General features: G+C 42.4%; 16 protein-coding genes, 1 other RNA gene and 1 pseudogene. 11 read left to right on the top strand and 7 right to left on the bottom strand.

Translation table 11 applies throughout. The features are described 5' to 3' along the window. Positions 1–45: 45 nt before the first annotated feature. From recJ to NWP21_RS10815, 3 genes are all read left to right on the top strand, one after another. Positions 46–2,355 (top strand): single-stranded-DNA-specific exonuclease RecJ, encoded by a 2,310-nt coding sequence (gene recJ / locus NWP21_RS10825; RefSeq protein WP_280792699.1) that lies wholly within the window; start codon positions 46–48, stop codon positions 2,353–2,355. Positions 2,356–2,621: 266 nt separating this feature from the next. Further along, positions 2,622–3,959 (top strand): carboxyl-terminal processing protease CtpB, encoded by a 1,338-nt coding sequence (gene ctpB / locus NWP21_RS10820; protein ID WP_280792698.1) that lies wholly within the window; start codon positions 2,622–2,624, stop codon positions 3,957–3,959. A gap of 385 nt (positions 3,960–4,344) precedes the next feature. Continuing rightward, positions 4,345–5,040 carry a response regulator transcription factor gene (locus NWP21_RS10815; RefSeq protein WP_280792697.1) on the top strand — a complete coding sequence of 232 codons (696 nt, stop codon included), beginning with the start codon at positions 4,345–4,347 and terminating at the stop codon, positions 5,038–5,040. Between the two features lie 294 nt (positions 5,041–5,334). Here NWP21_RS10815 and NWP21_RS10810 read toward each other — a convergent pair whose 3' ends face one another. Continuing rightward, positions 5,335–5,628, bottom strand: a complete 294-nt coding sequence (locus tag NWP21_RS10810) for an Npun_R1517 family heterocyst differentiation transcriptional regulator (RefSeq protein WP_200987166.1) — start codon at positions 5,626–5,628, stop codon at positions 5,335–5,337. 735 nt (positions 5,629–6,363) lie between these two features. Here NWP21_RS10810 and NWP21_RS10805 point away from each other — a divergent pair. Together NWP21_RS10805 and ssrA are read left to right on the top strand one after the other, a co-directional pair. Continuing rightward, positions 6,364–6,723 (top strand): NAD(P)H-quinone oxidoreductase subunit M, encoded by a 360-nt coding sequence (locus NWP21_RS10805; RefSeq protein ID WP_280792696.1) that lies wholly within the window; start codon positions 6,364–6,366, stop codon positions 6,721–6,723. A gap of 141 nt (positions 6,724–6,864) precedes the next feature. Then, positions 6,865–7,257: a transfer-messenger RNA gene (ssrA, locus tag NWP21_RS10800) on the top strand. A 64-nt stretch (positions 7,258–7,321) separates the two neighbouring features. Here the strand turns inward: ssrA and NWP21_RS10795 are convergent. Continuing rightward, positions 7,322–8,854: a serine/threonine-protein kinase gene (locus NWP21_RS10795; protein WP_280792695.1), complete on the bottom strand. Its 1,533-nt coding sequence runs from the start codon at positions 8,852–8,854 to the stop codon at positions 7,322–7,324. A gap of 206 nt (positions 8,855–9,060) precedes the next feature. Beyond that, positions 9,061–10,377: pseudogene (locus NWP21_RS10790) on the bottom strand (BamA/TamA family outer membrane protein); the annotation flags it as partial. 279 nt (positions 10,378–10,656) lie between these two features. Between NWP21_RS10790 and NWP21_RS10785 the strand changes: the two are divergent. Beyond that, the gene (locus NWP21_RS10785; protein ID WP_280792694.1) at positions 10,657–11,994 is read left to right on the top strand and encodes a lipid-A-disaccharide synthase-related protein; all 1,338 of its coding nucleotides are present in this window, start codon (positions 10,657–10,659) and stop codon (positions 11,992–11,994) included. A gap of 19 nt (positions 11,995–12,013) precedes the next feature. Here the strand turns inward: NWP21_RS10785 and NWP21_RS10780 are convergent, their stop codons facing one another. After that, positions 12,014–12,736: a response regulator transcription factor gene (locus NWP21_RS10780; RefSeq protein ID WP_280792693.1), complete on the bottom strand. Its 723-nt coding sequence runs from the start codon at positions 12,734–12,736 to the stop codon at positions 12,014–12,016. A 590-nt stretch (positions 12,737–13,326) separates the two neighbouring features. Here NWP21_RS10780 and NWP21_RS10775 point away from each other — a divergent pair. The 3 genes from NWP21_RS10775 to NWP21_RS10765 all read left to right on the top strand — a co-directional run bounded on the left by NWP21_RS10775 (position 13,327) and on the right by NWP21_RS10765 (position 16,456). Further along, positions 13,327–13,464, top strand: coding sequence for a hypothetical protein (locus NWP21_RS10775; protein ID WP_280792692.1), 138 nt, complete (start codon positions 13,327–13,329; stop codon positions 13,462–13,464). A 493-nt stretch (positions 13,465–13,957) separates the two neighbouring features. Continuing rightward, positions 13,958–15,292, top strand: a complete 1,335-nt coding sequence (locus tag NWP21_RS10770) for a hybrid sensor histidine kinase/response regulator (RefSeq protein ID WP_280792691.1) — start codon at positions 13,958–13,960, stop codon at positions 15,290–15,292. Positions 15,293–15,319: 27 nt separating this feature from the next. Then, positions 15,320–16,456, top strand: coding sequence for a HAMP domain-containing sensor histidine kinase (locus NWP21_RS10765; protein ID WP_271732623.1), 1,137 nt, complete (start codon positions 15,320–15,322; stop codon positions 16,454–16,456). 7 nt (positions 16,457–16,463) lie between these two features. Here the strand turns inward: NWP21_RS10765 and NWP21_RS10760 are convergent, their stop codons facing one another. Next, positions 16,464–16,916, bottom strand: a complete 453-nt coding sequence (locus NWP21_RS10760) for a response regulator (RefSeq protein WP_271732622.1) — start codon at positions 16,914–16,916, stop codon at positions 16,464–16,466. A 365-nt stretch (positions 16,917–17,281) separates the two neighbouring features. Further along, a complete protein-coding gene (locus NWP21_RS10755) occupies positions 17,282–18,703 on the bottom strand; it encodes an NADP-dependent isocitrate dehydrogenase (protein ID WP_280792690.1) in 1,422 nt (473 codons plus the stop codon). Between the two features lie 328 nt (positions 18,704–19,031). Here NWP21_RS10755 and NWP21_RS10750 point away from each other — a divergent pair, with 328 nt between their 5' ends. Both NWP21_RS10750 and NWP21_RS10745 read left to right on the top strand, forming a co-directional pair. Continuing rightward, positions 19,032–19,754 (top strand): GUN4 domain-containing protein, encoded by a 723-nt coding sequence (locus NWP21_RS10750; protein WP_280792689.1) that lies wholly within the window; start codon positions 19,032–19,034, stop codon positions 19,752–19,754. A 186-nt stretch (positions 19,755–19,940) separates the two neighbouring features. Then, complete coding sequence (locus tag NWP21_RS10745) at positions 19,941–21,080, top strand: ABC transporter ATP-binding protein (RefSeq protein ID WP_280792688.1); 1,140 nt, start codon at positions 19,941–19,943, stop codon at positions 21,078–21,080. On the opposite strand, the gene NWP21_RS10740 is transcribed toward NWP21_RS10745, so the two are convergent. Next, positions 21,081–21,875 carry a hypothetical protein gene (locus NWP21_RS10740; protein ID WP_280792687.1) on the bottom strand — a complete coding sequence of 265 codons (795 nt, stop codon included), beginning with the start codon at positions 21,873–21,875 and terminating at the stop codon, positions 21,081–21,083. Between the last annotated feature and the right edge of the window lie 409 nt (positions 21,876–22,284).

Here is a 22,284-nt window from a genome sequence, read left to right as displayed (position 1 = left end):
GTTGTTTTCGCTAAGTTATATAATTATTAATTTTTAACTAATTCTATGGAGTGGATTCTTTCAACACCTGAACAACCACCTGAGTGGTTTATCTATATGGTGAAGCAGTATACACCAAAATCAAGGGGATTGTATGCAGCACAATTATTGTGGCAAAGGGGAATTAAGGACGCTGAAAAATTAGCGGCTTTTGCTGACTATAAGAATTATCACCCAGCTAGTCCTTTGGAGTTTGGGGAAGAAATGCACTTAGCTATGGCTAGGCTGCAACAAGCACTAAATAACAATGATAAAATTGCTATCTGGGGAGATTTTGATGCTGATGGCATTACTGCTACTGCTGTTTTATGGGATGGTTTGGGACAGTTCTTTACTAAAAATACCCGCTTAATTTATTACATCCCCAATCGCTTCACGGAATCCCACGGACTTAATTATCAGGGAATCGATAATTTACACCGACAAGGTTGTAAGTTAATTGTAACCTGCGATACAGGTAGTACTAATATAGATGAAATTATTTATGCTCAAACCTTGGGTATAGACATTATAGTTACAGACCATCACACTTTACCTGAACAGCGCCCACCAGTGACGGCAATTATTAACCCCCGGTATTTACCAAGTCAACATCAGTTATTTCATCTGTCCGGGGTGGCGGTAGCTTTTAAGTTGGTAGAAGCACTATACCAAACTTTACCCGATGTTCCCAAAGAGCCATTAACAGATTTATGGGATTTGGTTGCTGTAGGATTAATTGCGGATTTGGTGCAGCTGAGTGGAGATTGTCGCTATTTAGCACAATTAGGTATTCAAAGATTACAGGCAGACTTCCAACAACCACCGACAGCACGACGACGGCCGGGTATAGGGCGATTATTAGAATTATGCCAGAAAAATGGCGATCGCCCGACAGATATTTCTTTCGGTCTGGGTCCACGGATTAATGCTGTTAGTCGCATTCAGGGCGATGCTAGTTTGTGCGTAGAGTTATTAACTAGTCGAGAAATTAAATATTGTGATCAATTAGCCGAAGTGGCGGAACTAGCTAATACCCGTCGCAAGTCCTTACAGAAAGATGTACAAGCCCAAGTATTACAAAAACTCTCTGAGATAGACTTATCAACCACCAGTGTGATTGTGTTGGAAGATAGCCAATGGCCAACGGGAGTATTGGGTTTGGTTGCGGGACAAGTAGCCCAAGAAACAGGCCGTCCCACAATTTTATTAAGTACACAGATACTCGGTGAAGACACAAAAAGACCCTCATTAGCCCGTGGTTCTGCCCGTTCAGTGAATTCTGTTGATTTATACCAGTTAGTCAAAAAGCAAGCACATTTGTTACAGAGCTTTGGAGGTCATCCCTTTGCTGCTGGGTTGAGTTTATTACCGGAGAATATTCCTTTATTCACGGAGGCAATTAATCAACATCTGCGACAATCTTTAGGGGGAAAAACTCTTACACCTACTGTGCAAGCGGATTTGATGGTAACTGTGGCTGATTTAGGCAAAGAGTTATTTGGGGAACTTAAATTACTAGAACCCTGTGGGATGGGAAACCCTGTACCAACACTTTTAATTAAAAATTGCTGGTTTGAAAATGCTTGTCATCGTAATCAGGAGGATTGCAGAGGAAAAAAGGTACAATACATTAAAACTGATTTTAATATTCGGGATGAGTCCACTAAAACCACGTTTCCTGGTGTTTGGTGGGGACACTATCAAGATGAGTTACCGCCAGATAGGTGTGATTGTATTGCTGAACTCGACTACAACACTTTTAAAAAACGTTATGAAATCAGATTAATTGCTGTGCGTCCAACCGCTACCTCAGTCATGGCTAGTGTTAATACTGATAGAATAATAGATTTACGTAATCAGAAATACTCGATTTTGAATAATCAGGATTCACCACATCTAATTAGAGATTGTCCTAGTCAGTGGGAAGATTTACGTGTATGCTTAAAGCAATCGCTCTCTAATCATCAACAATTAGCGATCGCCTGGTCGAAACCCCTGCATCAACCACCCGAGGAAATTTGGCTAACGTTGGTTGGGATTGCTAAATATGTCAGTCGGACAAATCAACCAGTCACCCACCGCCAACTTTTAGAAAAACTTGGTGTCCATGACCAGACCTTATTATTTGGACTCGAAGCTTTAGAGTATTTGGGGTTCAGAGTGACTACACAAGACAGTCAGCTGCAAATTAGTTGGAATCCCTTCACCCACTCAGAAATTATGAACGACGCATCTGTAGAAAGATTTTTAGCCTCTATCAGGGAAGAACAATTTCAGCAAAGTTATTTTGCGGAGGTTCCTCTGTCTACAATTATGAGGATTTACCGGCGCTAAAGATCCTGGGTGTAAACACTTGACCGAGAGGGATTTTTGAGTCAGGTATTTTTTGTATAAACTGCTACCATTTTGTGGCTGAGGTCGGTAATCATTGCTTCCTTAAATAATCTCGAAAAAACCTATAATCCCCCGAAGAAAGTGCTATCTTATAAACAAGAATATAGAGTGTAAAGGTGAGATCCATAAAAGAATAAAGAGTGAAAAGCGTCTCAAGAGTCTGATTGCTAAAGTGTAAATAAAACAACTATATTCCACTGATATACATGAACCAATCTGCGAAAGGTTACTCACCACTCCAATTAGTCTTGATTGGGGGAGCGATCGCCACAACTACCACTGTTTCAGTATTTGGCTCTGGTTGGACTCGCTGCGTTCTGGCTGCCTTTGAAGATAGTCCGAAAGCGTTAGTTGACCAGGTATGGCAATTGGTAAATCGTGAGTATGTTGATGGCAGTTTTAATCAACAAGATTGGCTAGCGACTAGGCAGAGCTTGTTAAGCAAAGAGTACTCTTCTAATGAACAAGCTTATGTGGCAATTCGCGAAGCTTTACAAAAACTGGGTGATCCTTACACACGCTTTATGGATCCCCAACAATATCAATCTCTCGCCAGGCAAACATCAGGGGAAGTCTCTGGGATTGGGATTCGCATGGAAGTGAATCAGCAAACTCGCCGCCTTACGGTTGTAGAGGCGATCGCCAACTCGCCGGCGTTCAAAGCAGGGATCAAAGCAGGGGATGAGATTTTGGCAATTGATGGCCAAACTACTGATAAAATGGGAGTAGAAAAGGCATCTGAGTTAATTCGCGGTCAAGTTGGTGCTCCCATAACCCTGCGATTAGGAAGAATAGGGCGCGGTGCTTTTGATTTACAGATCAGACGAGCCACAATTGAAGTGCCTACGGTGCATTATACTCTCCAACAAGAAGGTAATCGCCGCATTGGCTATATCCGCCTGCGAGAGTTTGGTGGCCATACATCGGACCAAATGCGTCGAGCCATTCGAGATTTAAACAGTCAAAACGCCGATGCTTTTGTCTTAGATTTGCGCGGAAATCCTGGCGGTCTGTTAAATTCCAGCATTGAAATTGCCCGAATGTGGTTGGATAATGGCGGGATTGTCCGCACAGTCAACCGTGCGGGGGGGAGTGAGCTAACTCACGCCAATCGCACCGCCCTCACTCGGCGACCTTTGGCAATATTAGTAGATGGTAATTCGGCTAGTGCTAGCGAAATCCTGACCGGGGCGCTCAAGGATAATAACCGGGCTGTAGTTATTGGTAGTCAAACTTTTGGCAAAGCAATGGTGCAATCTGTTCATGAACTGGTAGATGGGTCAGGTCTGGCGGTGACCATTGCCCACTATTACACCCCCAAAGGTACAGATATTAATAAAAAGGGAATTGTCCCAGATATTAAGATAAATTTGACAGCAGCACAACAGCGTCAGCTGGCTAGCAATCCGGATTTATTTGGGACTCGCAATGATCCCCAATATGCTGGGGCGATCGCGGCACTTTCGGGGGAGAACTTCGCTCAACCTCCAGCCCCCCAAACTAACCAACCTGTCGGTTCCAGTATGAGAAATTTAAAATTTTAGCCCCGGATTATGTGTATGGGGAGTAGTAGCATCCTACCCAATACCTAGCAAATTTCGCTAAATTGGAAAGAGCAAGTCCTAAGTTGACAATTTTATAGACAAAACTATACTTATATTGACAAAAATCAATATATTTTTAGTAAAAAATCAACTACTTGATATATAATACGGTGATATCAAGTATTGAATTGAGACTATTGCCGACGCGAAAACCAAGCAATGATGGTGGTAGTATTTTTCAGAAACTTAATTGGAACACAATCGCGCCTGGCTAAGGCGTGAAAGTCTACACCAGGGATAACTGCTCCCATGCTCCCGTTGAAGTAGAAAGTAAAGTCTAGTTTTGTCTAGGTTTTATATAGCAGGTTAACACAGGGAAACTTAAATGTCAGCACAATTGTTACTGGTCGATGATGAACCAGGATTGCGGGAAGCAGTGAAAGACTACTTAGAAGAAAGTGGTTTTAGCGTTCAAGTTGCCAGTAACGCCCGTGAAGGGTGGGATTTGATGCAGCATAATATACCTGATTTAGTGATTTCTGATGTGATGATGCCCCTGGTGGATGGCTATCAGTTCCTTAGACAACTGCGGGAAGACCCGCGGTTTCAAACAGTCCCAGTTGTATTTTTAACTGCTAAAGGGATGACAGGCGATCGCATTCAGGGCTACCAAGCGGGTGTTGATGCCTACCTACCCAAGCCCTTCGACCCGGATGAGTTAGTGGCGATAGTCGAGAACTTACTGTCGCGTCGAGCTGCTAAGACTACGACCACCGGTGAAGAGAGGGAATCCATTGATATTGCTGAACTCGCTCATCAGATTGCTCAAATTAAGGCTTTGTTAACTCAAAGAACTGCCATCTCTCAGTCCCCAGTCCCTTTTAAAATTGATTTAACTCCCAGAGAACAAAGTGTTTTAAATCTGGTAGCTGAAGGGTTGATGAACAAAGAAATAGCTCGACGTTTAGAAACCAGTGTCCGTAATGTTGAAAAATACGTCAGTCGTTTGTTTAGTAAAACTGGTACTAATAGCCGCACTGAGTTAGTTCGCTTTGCATTGGAACACGGTCTGGCTCAATAGAAATTACACTGGCGATTGGGGATGTAGGCTAGTATTGTGACTTCACACTAGCCCCTAGATTGAGAGTCTCCAGCATGAATACGCTTTTTGTGATCAAAATCGAAGCACAACCCTGATTAAAGCACTTGTACTGACAACTCCATTGTTTTCGTAGTGCAAACGGTAATATTTATGATGTTGTAGATGCTATTTTCGGCTTCTCAAAGACTAGAGTAAACTTTAGCTTGTGCCCATGGAATAAAGTTATACAAGCTAAATATCTATGCTCAACTACTCAATTACAACCGAAGATTTTTAGCCTTCAGAGTATTGACTATTATCAACCGCATTACGTAAACGCATCAACTGGCGGCGCATTTGTGGTGAGGCCTTGAACTCAGACACTTCCTGCGCCTTAACAGATGCTTGCAGCATCTCCAGAAACTCATCTGAGCCTTCTGTCAATGCATCCAGCAATACCTGTAAGAGTTGCTCGCGATCGCCTAATAGACTTTTTTCTTCAATCAACCGGAACTTGAGATGAATTTCGCACTCATAAACGCCTACTTCGATATTATTTATCTGGCGTGGTAATGCTTTCGAGTTCATAATTTTGAGGATTAGGTTACTGGGTGGTCATGAGGGTGAGGAACTATATCCCCTTCCACAATTCTTTATATTTTTTTTGTATCCATAATACTGGAGTTAAAAGCCTTTCTCCAATCCACAACCGTTGTATTTTATATTCACTCTCCTGTGTTTTTTCTAGACACACTGCCAGGTATAAGTCGTAATCTTCCTGACCTAAATGTGCTTTTGTTTAAACCATAACTATTATTCAGTTTTTGATCTCTTATACAATAAAGTTTCTGTAAGAACTTATTCAAGCTTTTTCAAACTTTTTACATTAACTTCATTTTTCCTAGAAAAATAGTTGTAGTTTTTACAGTTTTTTTAGTATTTTTACCGAAAATAAATACCTGTTTTGTGGGTTTTTCTTAAAGATAGGGCTAGTTTTACTATGATTACCTGGAATTAGTTCATGTACGTTTTATTCACCTGAAAATTCCGGAAAAGATTCAACGAATGACACAGGGTGGGTTAGTTCACACATATTAAGAACATCCATGCAACAACAAACTACCTTGACCCAGCCCTGAATTAGCAGCTATTTCAGCCCAAACATGAGTCTATAATGATGGATAGGAGGGTGGTTGATTAATATCCCCGTTCATGGTCAGTGATATATGTGAACCTGCCCTACCGCTTAAACCAACAGTCCCCCTGTATTTGATGCCGGGGACTTTCAATTCAGTGTAATCAAACCCAACCTTACACCTTGCTATGGACAACCCGATGCTGCTTAAGTCCACAACCCGGCATATCCGAATTTTTGCCGCAGAAATTGACCGGGATGGCGAACTGGTTCCTAGTAATCAGGTCTTGACCTTAGATATTGACCCAGATAACGAATTCAACTGGAACGAAGATACTCTACAAAAGGTTTATCGCCAGTTTGATGAACTGGTGGAAGCTTCCAGCGGTCAAGATTTAACAGATTATAACTTACGTCGCATTGGCTCAGACTTGGAGCATTATCTGCGATCGCTCCTACAAAAAGGTGAAATCAGCTATAATCTTTCTGCTCGCGTCACCAACTACAGTATGGGGCTCCCTCAAGTTGCCACTCAGGAAAATCAGTAGAGATGTTTAACTGCTGCTGGGGGATGGTCATACTACGCCCCCAGAACCTCCGCCATCAAAGCATCTCAAAATTTGCGGAAAAATTTTTCCCTCTCAACACATTTCCCCAACGGCGTATTATAATTAGAATATAAACCTCATGGGTCCGTAACGGTTTCGACAGGTTGGCGAAAGCTACTCTGTGATTCAGGTCGAGAGTGAGTCTCCTCTCGCAAATCAAAGGCTCAAAACAAAAGTAAATGCGAATAACATCGTTAAATTTGCTCGTAAGCCTGCTCCAGTAGCAGTTGCCTAATAACCTCTTACAGGTTCGAGCGTCTCTGGTTTGACTCCGTTAAGGACTAGAGACCAACCCCCAACGGACGCTCTAACAAGTGTTCTCTGGTTGGCTTGTTAGCTAAGACTTAATCAGAGCATCCTACGTTCGGGATAATGAACGATTCCCGCCTTGAGGGTCAGAAAGGCTAAACCTGTGAATGAGCGGGGGGTCAATACCCAATTTGGACAGCAGTTCGACTCTGCTCGGATCCACTAAAAACCAAACACAAGTCCACCAAACCCTGAGATGTTTAGGTGGATTTTTGGTTTCTATAGATAATTAATTCGGCTGGTTTTCCCAAGTTGGGACTTCCACAGGCGGAGGAGTTGACCGTTGAGTTTCCACTGGCGGTGTGGGGATATTGATGGTGGGATTGGATGGACTCACGGGGGGGGGTGATGCCATATCTTTACCTATAGTCGGTAAAGTATTATCCTGGGAACCCTTTTGCTGTGAAGCCTCACGATCATCACGGATTTTTCGTAATCTCTCCACTAATGGTGGTGTGGGAGTAGTGCTAGGTGTGACTGATGGCTGAGTAGATATGGGTGGGGGCGCACTTTCGGTGGAAGTGGTGTTACTGGTATTTGGAATTTGCTTCTGAACCACGGGAACATCATCCTGGACTGTTCTACGAGTTCTCACGGGTACAGAGCGACGCGGTAAGGAAATAGGGGGATTTGCTCTCCTGTTAATCTGTTCTTTCTCCAATGAAGATGGTGCATTACCCAATGGTGTTTTTGGTTCCGGCTCAGGTGTGGGCTGTTCAAATAGCTCTGGTGAAGATAACTGTGTGCGAGAATTAGAAAATATCCTAGTAATACCAAAACCTGCTGTGCCTGCAACAAGTGCTACAGTTAGAGCTACGAAGATTCGAGCAGCACCCTGGTTCTCAGACCTTGATAGCTTTTTTTGCCGTTTGGGGACAACTTTTTGCCGCTGCTGCACAGGTAAGACTACAGTTGGTACTGTCTGAGTTGTCACTGCTCGCTGTGCATTCATGCTGTATACTGGTAATAATTGCAACCATTCTGCAACGGTTGCCGGACGAAATTGAGGTTCTACGGCCATACCACGCATGACGGCTTCATTCACTGCCGCACTCAGGTGCGGTTGCAGTTCGCGAGGAGATGACATTTTTTCGCGATCGCGTAACAATACTGGCAGGGGAACCTGTCCTGTCAACAAAGCATACAAAGTTGCGGCTAAACCATAAACATCTGTAGCGGGTGTACGCTGTGCTTGGGTTAAATATTGTTCTAGGGGAGAATAGCCCTCAGAAACCATTCCAGTGTGAGTTTGCCTCACACCATGATTAAATTCCCGAGCAATGCCAAAATCAATCAGCACTACTTCCTGAGTTCCCTCTCGCAGGATAATATTATCTGGCTTGACATCCCGGTGCAGCAAACCATTGTTATGTACGACCTGTAATGCCGAGCCAATTTGACGAATATAATGAATTGCGGTGGCTTCCGGGATGGGTATAGCCGGTAATACAAATGCTTCTCCCAAAGTATAGCCACGAATGTATTCCATCACCATATAAGGTAGTCCAGCTTCTACAAAAAAGTCACTGACGCGGACAATGTGAGGATGGATACAAATAGCCAATCTTCTGGCTTCATCTTGGAATTGGCGCTCAAACTTAGCAAAATCAGGATGTTGACGCAGCCGTTCATTGATAGTTTTGATCACTACCTCCTGACCTAAGTAGTTATGATTAGCCTTAAAGGTAATGCCAAAGCCACCGCGCCCTATTTCCTGAACTAGGGTATATTTACCACCTTGCAAAGTTGTGCCTGCTAACATAGAAAGTGTTGAATCTGAGTGCTGATTAAGCAGATATTGCTGATTCTAGGGTCTTCCGGCAATTCCAAATCGCCAGATGAACACAGATAATTCTGTAACTCATCTGTGTGAAAACCGCTATATGTTCAACGGTGGAACTGGAAAACCTCCCGCTTATATTAACACCTTCATCTTTCTCATCATACAGTAGACCTGAGAGGATGCCCTTAAAATCGCTGTCCTATATCTATATGGAGTTTGCCTTCGCCCTGATCATTTATACCATAATCAGCCCGAATTAAGCCCAGAGGTGAGTCAATACGGACTCCAGCGCCATAACCAAAACCATGACCAGGTTTACCCTGCATCCCGCCTGGATCTCCCAATACAGTACTACCAGAGCCTAAGTCGGAGGCAAAATCGGCGAATACTACACCCCCCAATACTGGCACAATGGGGAACCGGTACTCGGCGCTAGCTAATACATAAGTGCGACCACTACCCAAGTCCCCTCGATCATAACCCCGCACCGAATTAGAACCACCCAAGTTAAAACTTTCATATGCTGGTAAAACACCAATTACTGTACCAGCTTGAAAATTCACAGCGAATACTTGTGGCTGTGTACTATTACTGTTAAAAAACTTGACGGGCATATATTGTGTATAGTTAGCCTTGAAGCGGTTCATGGCAATATTACCTTGACCAAGTGGTAAAGATTGTTCTGTGCTAAGTCTGACTACAGAACCTTGAATAGGATTAACAACATTATCTCGTTGATCTTGTATGGCCAGAAAGGATACTGTAAACAAATCATCAATACCAGTACCACTAACGGAGAGGCTATTGCCCCGTGCCTCTGTTGGGGTAATATTACCTTGGCGATCGCGAATACTAGTGCGAGTGTAGTTAAATCCCAAAGTGGTATCCCAATTATCCAGGGGTTGTTGGAAGCTGATACCAGTACCAATCCGGGCTTCCCGCACTCTGTCACCATTGGGTAGTGTCACACCTTTACGAAAAGTTGGGGAAATCTCCCGGCGACGGAAAGCATTAATTTTGTAGCCTAAGCGATCAGGTGCCGTGGCACGATAAGGACTAGTAAACTGAGTATTAAACTGCAAATCATGAAGACTTAGACCCACATTTACACCTAAATTATCATTAATACCGCCAAAATTCCGGTCTTGATAGCTTAAGGTGGCAAATAATCCCACGTCAGAGTTAAAGCTAGCACCTAAATTAATAGTACCGGTGTTAAATTCTTTCAGTTCGTAAACTAAATTAATTGTTTGGCTATCACCTTCGAGGGCAACATTCACAGTTTCAAATAAGCCAGTAAGATATAACCGTTGTATATCTTGGCGCAGAGTATTTTCTCGAAAAATTTGCCCAGACTTGAGTTGTAACTGCTGTCTGAGGAAATCTGGGTGGGTACGTCCGACCACGGGTTTACCCTGACTATCAAGGGTTTGACCATCTTTATTAATAAAGCGAAACTTAATCTCACCTACCAACCCTTGAGCAACATTGACTGTTAGGACAGCTTTCCCCTTCGGTGCAGGGGAAGCAATTGTAAGTGATGTAGCTGTTGCTTTCAAGGTAAGATTGCTAGCTGCCAAACTAGCTAAAGTTAGAATTGCAGCAGAAGAAAGTCGCATAATTAATACTCTAGCCTAATCAACTGGGAGTGAGTTGTACTGAAATGAATTCATGAGCAGATCTTGCCCAAACCAACAGTTAATTTTAATATTTTGTTTCTGACCCGATTATAGTTGGTAAATTTTCTTTACCAGCAATAATTTCCCATTACCCGTGTTTTTATGAGTAATATCTCCCAATTATCGCCAGATGCAGCTTCTTGTTTTTCTCCTTTCCAGGTACTTGTTTTAAGTAATGGTCACGGAGAAGATATGATTGCTGTGAGGATTTTACAGGAACTCCAACAACAAGAAAACCCCCCAGATATCTTTGCATTACCTTTAGTCGGTGAAGGGCGTGCTTACCAAGAGCTAGGTATCCCCTGTATTGGTTCAGTACGCACTATGCCATCTGGTGGTTTTATTTACATGGATGGCAAGCAGCTGCTCAAAGATGTACGTGGCGGTTTGGTGCAACTTACCCTCAATCAAATTCATGCTGTTCGTGGTTGGGTGGGTTCTCAAAAAAAATTAGGTAACAACAGCGCTATTTTAGCTGTGGGGGATATTGTTCCGCTGTTATTTGCTTTTTTTAGTGGTGGTAATTATGCTTTCGTTGGTACTGCAAAATCAGAGTATTATGTGCGTGATGAAGTAGGACTATTACCCAGGAAATCAAAAGCTGCACGTTGGGAAAACTTTTCTGGTTCAATTTATCATCCTTGGGAACGTTGGTTGATGAGTTGTGGCCGTTGTCAGGCTGTGTTTCCTAGGGATGCGTTAACTACCCAAATATTACAAAATTGGTCAATTCCTGCAATTGATGTGGGTAATCCCATGATGGATGGTCTAAAACCGACCTGTATATCGGCCTCTGATGACCAAGAAATAGCCAGACCATTAGTGATTACTCTCTTACCGGGTTCCCGTCCTCCGGAAGCCTACGCTAACTGGAAAGTGATTATGAGTGCTGTTTGCGCATTAATGGCTAGTTTCTCACAAGCACAGATTTTACATAGTTATAGTTCTATGGTGTTCTTAGGTGCGATCGCTCCTGGTTTAGATCAAACTATTTTATCCCGTACTATTGAGTCTCAAGCTTGGCAAACCCATGGAGAATCTCCTGTCCCCATTGGTGATCCTGATGCTTTGATATTTCAGCAAGGAAACAGTTATTTGGTGTTGACACAACAAGCTTATAATGATTGCTTATATTGGGGAGATTTTGCGATCGCCATGGCTGGTACAGCAACCGAACAATTTGTAGGTTTAGGCAAACCAGCCATCGCCATTCCCGGTGATGGCCCCCAATATAACCCCGCCTTTGCGGAAGCTCAAAGCCGACTTTTAGGAGCATCTCTGTTTTTAGTCGATCATCCTGCACAAGTTCCTGATATGGTAGAATACCTGTGCCAAAATCCTGATAGGTTACAGATGATTGCCTATAACGGAATACGGCGCATGGGTAAACCAGGCGCTGCACGCCGCATTGCTGATTGCTTAAATCAAAAATGGTGCTAGTATGAGCAACAATTAATGATTAACCGACCAAACCAGAACGCAGAGCACGTACTGCTGCTTGGGTACGGTCATCAGCACAGAGTTTATTGAGGATGTTACGAACATGAGTTTTAACTGTCCCCACTGTGATGTATAGTTGTTCGGCAATTTGCCCATTGCTGCATCCAGCTACAATCAACTCTAAAATTTCTAGTTCCCGTTGAGTCAGAGGATAGGTTTCTAAAACTTGTTCGTATTCCGTTGGCAGTGCTCCAATTTTAACTGTTTTCTGCTTATCCGTGGCTTGGCTTTCTCCTGGAATGCCTTGGCGCATTTTCCGTAGTACCACATTGGCGATCGCTGGATCAATCCAAGAGTTACCGCCATAAGTTGCTTGTATTGCCTCAGTTAATTTATTGATGCTAGTCTCTTTCATATAATAAGAATCTGCACCGGCGGCAAAAGCTGCTAGTACGGCATCTTCTGTATGGTCCATTGTTAAAATCAGAATTTTGGTGGCCGTTTGCCCTGTTTCTGCTTGGTAACGTCTAAATTTGCGAGTTAGTTCAATACCATCCATATCAGGTAAGCCAATATCTACCACTGCCACATCTGGTTTAGCGGTTTCTAAAAGTTTCAGTCCTTGGGTGGCATTTGCTGCTTCACCTATTACCCTCAGAGCGCTGTGAGATTGTAATGCAGCTCTGAGTCCCATTCTGGTTAAATCATGATCTTCTATTAAAATAATGCTAATTTCACTCATTGGTATACTCACTCTTGATAATTGTGTCTTCCTAGAAATATGTCCTGATTTTTTTTAGCAGTTTATCTTACTTTATCCCTAACCAAAGGTAGATGAGATTTTTATCTAAAATCATCCTTCGATAGAAATAATAAATTTCCAATTTTTCACCCTATATTCTCTTAAAAATCCAGCTAAAGATATAGGTTCATTTTTCCAATCATTATGAAATATTCCTATGATTTATCATCTATCTGATGTCTCCAGTAGTAGAAACTTCCTGAATACTATTTTAACCCCTTAATAAAATTTTTCTAAATATTTATAAATGAAAAAAACTCTATGCCAACAAGTTTGTTTAACCATGAACATTATAGCAATTTAGCCAAGGAAAGGATAATGACCCAAAACAAAAGTAGACTAAAGGTAAGGGAGAAAAGGAAATGGGACTGCGGCGAATCAGTACAGCGGAATTTGCCCAAAATCGTTGGTTATACCCTGTGTAGCAGACCCTACCCTAACTGTTGTGTGGGGGTAGCCACAGTTACGCGGTGCTGTAGTCCCAGTATTCATTCCGTCTCAGAGGATGAATTATTACAGAAGCAAGCATAATGACTGAAATCACACGATGGGGTATTCAGGTTTTGAGATCCCGGACTTCTTTGAGCAATTCCAAACTTTTGGGTATGTTGACACCAAGTCCGGGATCTGTGGATGCGATGATTGGCGATCGCCGCACTTTTAGCTAGGGTCAGACTCACAGCCACCGCATGAGTGGAAGTGCGTGGGGTGCACAATACACGATTTTGGTACTTAACTCTCACTAATGACTGAGGACGGGCGTTAGCACACTCATTTAGAATTGTTTTGAGGGTTCAGAAAGTATTTTATGTGACTTTATCTCAATTTGGTCTTCCTGAGGGCGAGTCATAGTCAATGGAGAGCAACTACCGTGGTTGTGATGACCTATCAAACCATATCCAGACATAGTGGAGGTTAAAAAACTACAACGTGAAAATTATTGGCTATATTTTCATTCAAGTCTATGAGCTGTAGTTATCAGGAAAAAGTATGGCATTATTGAACAAAACATAACAACTATACAACATTTATGAGTAAATTACATCCCTCAAGAGAAATATCTGATTCTTGAGAATTCAAGTATGAAAATTATTTAGTGGGATAGTTTGAAAATAGAGATGCTAGACATCAACCTGTATTTGACAGCGAAAATAAAAACCAATGAAAGAAACGCTGAGAATTTTGGTTGTAGACGATGATGAAGTAGATCGCATGAGAGTACGTCAGGCTTTGACTCAGGCTGGGGTCTGTATGGAAATGTCTGAAGTGAGTAATGGAAGTGACGCACTAGCGGCTTTAAGAACGACTACTTATGATTGTGTTTTTCTCGATTATTGTCTACCAGATCAAGACGTTTTGGTACTTATCCAAAGACTACGCTCTTTAGAAATCACAGTTCCTTTAGTAGTATTTACTACTCACACAGATGAAAAAATCGCTATGGAGTTGATGGAATCGGGCGCTACAGACTATCTCTCTAAGTCTAGGCTATGTTCAGAAACTTTAGCACAGGTTTTACGCTATGCCATTCGCATCCACCGCGCCCAAATGCAAGCAGCTTTAGCAAATCAGCGACTCAGAGAAACTAATGAGCGGCTAATTCGTCAAAATCAAGAAGTAGAAAAACAACGACAACAAATTCAGCTGCAAAACTTCAAGCTGTTGGAAGCATCACGGCTTAAATCGCAGTTTTTGGCAACTATATCTCATGAACTGCGAACTCCAATGAATGCTATTCTTGGGTTTTCCCAAATATTATTGCGCCCAAAGTTCGGTAAGCTCACCAATCAACAAACAGATATGGTGGAGCGAATCTTAAACAATGGTAAGAACTTGCTAATGTTGTTGAATGAAGTTCTGGATTTTTCCCAGCTGGAAGTAGGACAATTAGAGTTAGAGCCGGAATTATTTGATTTAACAAAAACTATCAATATTGTTGTCGCCCAAATGCGTTCTGTGGCTGAAGCCAAAAAACTCTCTTTGGGAGTTGATATTGACATGAAAGACTCTCTGGTATTTAATGACTCCGGGCGTATACGGCAGATTTTAATCAATTTATTATCCAATGCTATTAAATTCACAGATTCCGGTGCTATTTCCCTTGAAGTTAAAGAACTCCCCAACAACCAATTAGCGATCGCTGTACGGGATACAGGGATTGGTATAGCTCCCAGAGATTTTCAACATATTTTTGAAGCTTTCCGACAAGTTGATCAAAGTATGACGCGCAAATATCCTGGTACAGGACTGGGTTTAGCAATTATAGATTCCTTGGTGCAAATGATGGGGGGTCACATTAGTGTGGAAAGTCAATTGGGGGTTGGTTCTATGTTTAGAATTGAAGTACCACGGCAACTATCGTTACCAAGCAAAATCAGTACCCTCCCAGGTTTAAATTTAGATGGTCACGATATTTTGTGCTCTGTTCAAAATCCTAACCATTGTCCGCCCAAATCTCGCAAAGCATCGATGGGTTTTCCCCATCTCAAACTCTAAATTATTGTCATAAACCCTTGATAAACCATGTCTGTTGTGGAAAAGCCTAAAATTGATCGCATTCTCGCTGTTGATGATAGTAAAGATAATCTGATTTTGGTTCAAACCATTCTCGAAAGTGAAGGATATGACATTGACCTAGTTACAGATGGTATTACAGCTTTGCAACGAGTTGAACAATGTCCACCTGATTTGATTTTACTAGATGTAATGATGCCGGGAATAGATGGTTATGAAGTGACTCGGCGAGTTCGCAATCATCCTAACTTGAATGTTAACTATATTCCCATTCTGCTGATCACCGCCTTTCATGAATCCAGTGTAGTGCAAGGCTTAGATGCTGGTGCTGATGATTTCATTCGTAAACCGTTTGATACAGACGAACTTTTGGCTAGAGTGCGATCGCTGCTGCGCCTCAAGCATAGTCTTGACGAACAAAAAAAGATGGCGCGCCAGCGCGAAGATTTTGTTTCACGTCTCACACACGATTTGCGTACTCCTCTAGTAGCTGCAGACCGAATGTTAGATTTATTTCAACAGGAAACCTTCTGCCAAATTTCGCCGGAAATGAAACAGGCGATCGCTGTGATGATTCGCAGTAATCAAAACTTAATGCAGATGGTCAATACCTTATTAGAAGTCTATCGCTTTGAGGCGGGTAAAAAGACTTTAAACGATGTTGAGTGCGATCTTACAGAAATTATTCAAGAAGTCAGTGGGGAACTTACTCCTTTGGCTCTTGAGAAAAACTTGGCTATCAAAATAGATAGGAGTAAGTTAGATCTGCACGAAGAAACAGCGGGTGTAGTCATGGGTGATCCCCTAGAACTGCGACGGGTGTTTAACAACTTAATTGGTAACGCCATCAAGTTTACAGATACAGGAGGTATAGAAGTTTGTATTTGGGAAAAATTAGATAATTCTCAGGGTCAAGATTACGTCGTCGTCGAGGTTACAGATACGGGTTATGGGATTGCGCCCGAAGATCAAGCTACTGTTTTTGAGCGGTTTCGCCAAGGTAAAAACAAACGGTCTGGTAGTGGGTTAGGTCTCCATCTATCCCGGCGAATTGTAGAAGCACACGGTGGTTCAATTACACTCAAATCTGAACCAGGCCGAGGTAGTATATTCACTGTGACTCTCCCAAAACATAGCAGTCACTAGTGATTGGTCATTGAACACTTTTGAGAGTTGAGCCAAAATTGAGTTGACCACGTAGCTGACGGCGAATTATTGCCTCTAGATCCTCGATCATATAAGGTTTACTGATGTAGTCGTCAAAGCCCGCTGACAGCAGCCGTTCTCGGTCTTCCCGAGCTGCTAAAGCTGTAACTGCGATCACTGGAATTCCCTCAGTTAGAGGTTCTTGTTTGAGTTCATGCACTACATCAGTTCCACTCAGACCTGGTAATAAGATATCTAACATAATCAGGTCTGGTTGATGTTCTTTGGCTACTAATAGGGTCGCTGAACTGTCATTTTGACAAATGAATCTACAGCCGAGGAACTCTAGGGCGTAGCCAATTAGCAGTAGACTGTCATCATGATCTTCCACTACCAAGATTAAAGGCTGCTGAAAGTTTTGCTTGTTTCCGTCACTCATGAATGAATGTGCCAGATACATCTATTTTCCAGAAGGTTAAATTGGGATTGACCATAGGGTTCCTGAGATAATAACCGAGACAGAGCTATCCCGCAAAGATGATTCTTATCCACGTGATAAACATGGGGAAAAGGAAGCTTCAAGCTATGGGTTGAGTGAGTACTTCTTGATTATACGCAAAACTACAGAATATTTTTATCTGTACAGATAAAAATTATATATTACTTTGGTTTTAAATTTAAATACGTTTATTTACTTAGATTTTGTCTCCTCCCCACATTTAGCAAGTAGCTAGGTGAAAGTAGAACCCCCCACCTTGAGGTGGGGGAGTGTAAATTGTGATTCCCCTGTAGGGATATGAGGTTAGGGTGTCGCCAACCTCAGTATTAAACGAAGTGTTGAATTATGGCTTCGGCAAATTCAGAACACTTTAAGGGTTCCACTGGTGGTTCTAGTAACCGGGCTAAATCGTAGGTAACTTGACTGTTAGCGATCGCTTGTCCTAAACCATGCTTAACCAGGTCTGCGGCTTCTTGCCAACCCATGTATTCTAGCATCATCACACCAGAGAGAATCACAGAACCAGGGTTAATTTTATCCAAGCCGGCGTGTTTGGGTGCAGTACCGTGGGTAGCTTCAAACACAGCACAAGCATCGCCAATATTTGCCCCTGGTCCCATACCTAAACCGCCGACAATAGCTGCTGCTGCATCTGACAAATAATCGCCGTTGAGGTTCATGGTCGCCAGAATCGAATACTCATCGGGTCTAGTTTGGATTTGTTGAAAAATACTATCAGCAATCCGGTCATTGACCATGATTTTGTCTTTCCACTGGCCGTTACCGTGGCTATGCCAAATTGAGTTGAGAACCGTTTCAACTTCCTTAACAATTTGCGCTTTCTTGTCTTGAGTTAACGCATCATAGCCGGGGTCAATTTGACGGGCGTTATCTTCTGGGGAAATCTCAGAGTTTTTTTCCTTGTTGCTTAAAATCCAAGATTCCCGTTCTGTGACGCATTGTTGACGAAATTCCGTAGTAGCTAATTCGTAACCCCAATCACGAAAAGCGCCCTCAGTGTATTTCATGATATTACCTTTATGCACCAAAGTCACCTGTTGCTTGTGTTTGGGCAGTTGTAATGCGTGTTTAATGGCACGTCTGACTAAGCGCTGAGAACCGCTTTTACTGATGGGTTTGATGCCAATACCAGCATCGAGGGGAATTTGCTTTTTCCCATGTTCTGGGGTGGCGGGTATGAGTTCTTCATTGAGAATTTTAATCAAGCGATCGCCGATTTCACTGCCCTGTTTCCACTCAATTCCCAAATAAATATCTTCCGTATTTTCGCGATAAACAATCACATCCAGTTTTTCAGGATTTTTGTGAGGTGAAGGTGTACCCGCATAATAACGGCAAGGGCGCACACAGGCATATAAATCAAAAATTTGCCTGAGTGCTACATTGAGAGAACGAATCCCACCGCCCACGGGGGTAGTCAAAGGGCCTTTAATTGCCACACCATACTCTTTAATTGCGGTCAGCGTGTCTTGAGGTAAATACTGGTATGTACCGTATAAATCACAGGCTTCATCACCGGCGTAAACCTTAAACCAACTAATTTGACGTTGACCCTTGTATGCTTGAGCTACCGCCGCATCTAGGACTTTTTGGGTAGCAGGCCAGATATCAATACCCGTGCCATCGCCCCGAATAAAAGGGATAATTGGATTATCAGGCACAATCGGCTCACCATTTTTAAAGGTGATTTTTGTTCCGCTTGTGGGGGGGATAATCTTGTCGTACATACTTCAAACACTCCTGAATAGTAGGCCGCAAGTTGAAAACTCTTTCATGGGGTTTCCTTGGGAATTTGCTGTGTCTTTTGTTCACCAAGTCACGAGGAGCAGATTTTCCCCTGATTCCCCTGTTACAGTATTTAGGGTGAAGCTATGGGATTTAGTGATAGCTTGCGTGGCGTAGCCATAGCAATGGCAATTTTGTACAATTGATTGCCTTGGGCACATCGCACAGCGCAATCAAAAATAGTAAACTACTTTTCGCTATCAGTACTTCACCTTAGAGAACACCCGATAGCCAATCGCCTTTTCACTGAACGCTCACACGATTAATGGCATGACAGACCCAATGATTTTATCAGGCACTGCTGACATCGACTCCCTCCGACAATCGTTAATCGCTGGGTCTCTTCAAATCCAACAACAAATTATCCCACAGTTGGCTAAGTTGGGTAATGAGGGATTAGATGTGTTGATGGAATTTTTACAGAAGCGACGTGACCACCCAGCGAACTGGATCGATGGCAAAGCTTACCAAGTCCTCTATAACTCTGATGCACCTCAAGTGAAAGAATTTCTGCTTTCCTGTTTTCCTGAAGGAATTGTACCTCTAAAATCAGATCGCCAGATTAATTATAATCCTTTGCAACATTTACTTGCTACTCAAGAGTTCCAAGCCGCTGATCGCATGACGATACAAAAGTTGTGTGAACTCGCAGGACCAATGGCTGTACAAAGAAAATGGTTGTATTTTACCGAAGTGGAAAATGCTCCAATTATTGACTTACAAACCATTAACAACCTTTGGTTAGTCCACTCTGGGGGTAAGTTTGGCTTTTCGGTACAGCGCGAAATCTGGTTAAGTTTAGGGAAAAACTGGGAAAATTTCTGGCCGAAAATCGGCTGGAAAAGCGGTAATACCTGGACGAGATACCCCCACCAGTTTACCTGGGATTTAAGCGCTCCTAGAGGTCATCTGCCCCTGTCTAATCAACTGCGGGGAGTGCGGGTCATGGCTTCTTTATTATCTCATCCAGCTTGGTCTCAGAGTAATACATGAATTACGCACATTGTTGAAGCACGCTAAATCCCGGACTTATGTAAACATACCTAAGAGTTGGGAGTTAATCAAAGAAGTCCGGGATCTGAAAACCTCAATACCCTATCGTGTGACTTCTATTGATGGGAGTTGCAAGTAACTCCCATTCCTTCACAGAAATTCAAAGTTGAAATTTTACATCGAATCATGGCAAAAGTTTATTTACAAGATATTAGGCGTAGATTTAACAACGTCACTGCTATCGAGAACATTACTTTTGAAATCCCTGATGGAGAATTTTGGGTTTTAGTGGGGCCGTCTGGTTGTGGTAAGTCTACAATTTTACGCACCATCGCCGGGTTAGAATCTGCTACATCTGGTAATCTATTTATCGGCGATCGCTTGATGAATAATGTTCCGGCCAGAGAGCGTGATATTGCTATGGTGTTCCAAAACTACGCCCTGTATCCCCATATGACTGTGGCGCAAAATATCGCTTTTGGGTTACAAATGCGCAAAGTTGACCCTAAGATTATTCAAGAGCGAGTAGTAAATGTAGCCCAATCTCTGTCCCTGGAACAACTACTAGATCGCAAACCCAAACAACTTTCTGGGGGACAGCAACAACGGGTAGCATTAGGACGGGCGATCGCCCGTGAACCGCAAGTGTTTTTACTAGATGAACCGTTGTCTAATTTAGATGCCCAATTGCGGGATGATACAAGGGCAGAATTAAAGCAGTTACATCAACAATTAGGTATTACTACCATCTACGTCACCCATGATCAAGTTGAGGCCATGACTTTGGCTGATAAAATTGTGGTGCTAGATCGGGGGAGGATTCAACAAATTGGCGATCCTCAAAGTATTTATGCGCTTCCTTCCAACCAAATGGTGGCAACTTTTTTAGGGAATCCCCCCATGAATATTTTGCCTGCTATCTATAAAAATGATGTTTTTGATATCAGTGGTCAGTTATTACCAGTTCCGTCTGGTGTGAGGGAAAAGGTAGAGTTACGCTCCGGTCAAAGTTTTGATTTGGGAATTCGTCCTGAGCATATTTATATTCAGGAACCACAAACACCTGGAGAACTGACACAGGAGCAGTTGGGAGCGTTGTCTGTCCAGGTGAAGGTGGTGGAACCTTTGGGACGGGAAACTTTGATTCGTGCTAGTTTACCTGGTTCCATGACGGTGATTAATATTCAGACATCTGCTGATGTTCGCCCCCGTCCAGGTGACCAGTTATCTTTACAACTCGATTTAAATCACTTGTTTATATTTGATACTGCAACCGGCGATCGCCTTTGGTATTCCCCAAAGCGCAATCCCATCTTACCCGAATAGTTATAAAGGTTTAAATCCGGTGGCTTTGAGGATTTCCCTGTCCCCTTGCTTGACTATGAGGGTGGAAGAGCCTGCACCATCCTCCGTAATCGGGGAGGAAACAATGTATCTATAATCGCCATTCACCCAACCCATCAGACATTCACCACGGCGACAGTTAACTGTACCACCTGTTAGTTTGATACAATTACCTTTGTCATCACATCCTTGATAGGAGAGATTGCCTGTATTATTTACACCTGACCAAGAGTTGCGACCACCAATAGTGATTGTCCATTTACCATTAGTGAAGGTTTCTAATTCACTGGATTGGGGTTCACCTGTTGATGTTTCCTGCAAAATTTCCATTTGGGAAATTATTGATTCTTGACGAGTTTTACCGCAGGGTTCAGCACTTTCACAATCATTTAATGATGCGATTTCATAAGAGGCGCGTACTTTCTGATTTAAATATTTGTCTGCTTGGTCGCAAATCTCAAAGGATGCTCCGACATTATGTTCTTTTCCCTGATCATCTACTATGGTGGCGTAGCAGATAATATCGCCGGTGACTAATTCCTTGACTGTAGCGATTGTTGGCTGATTATTGCTGGAAGCTTTATTACTATTGTCTGTGCTTGTATTATCTCCCCCCGTAGATGATGTATCCGCTGTTATCGTTTGATTTTCCGTTATTTCTACCCTATTGTTTGTAGTATTTGTATTGTTATTGCCAGTATTACTGGGGGAATTGGTACAACTATTAATCAAAATTGATGAAACAATTATTACCAGGGTAGCAATTAACTTATTCATGATACTTTGAATTCAAGTTTTAATAGAAGAATACAGTTTGAAGAAACACTATCTGAATCTGAAGAGTTAAAAGCTATATAATTTAATATTCGATTTAATATTCGCCCCGGCATAATCAAAAGTTGGTACTCAGAGGATGTTTGTCAAGTATTAAACAGGTAATTTTTATTTTAGGGAATGGGGAATGGGGAATGGGGAACCGAAACAATAAAATCCAGTCCCCTCCCCTTAAAAGGACAAGACTTGGTGGACAAGGTGGACAAGGTGACCAGGGAGAAAAACAGTACAAAGTCTGTATTCTTAGTAAGAAAAATAGCCCATTAAAAGACCATTGTCCGGATAAAATCTTCCTTGTCCACTTTCCTTCCTTGTCTTCGGTAGTCTTGCCTTCACAGATCATATTAAAAAC

The organism is Anabaenopsis sp. FSS-46, assembly GCF_029891665.1.
In the GTDB taxonomy this organism is placed as follows: Bacteria; Cyanobacteriota; Cyanobacteriia; order Cyanobacteriales; family Nostocaceae; genus Anabaenopsis; species Anabaenopsis arnoldii.
The sequence above is the reverse complement of the archived record's forward strand: the minus strand, read 5'-3'. Positions and strand labels throughout refer to the sequence as shown.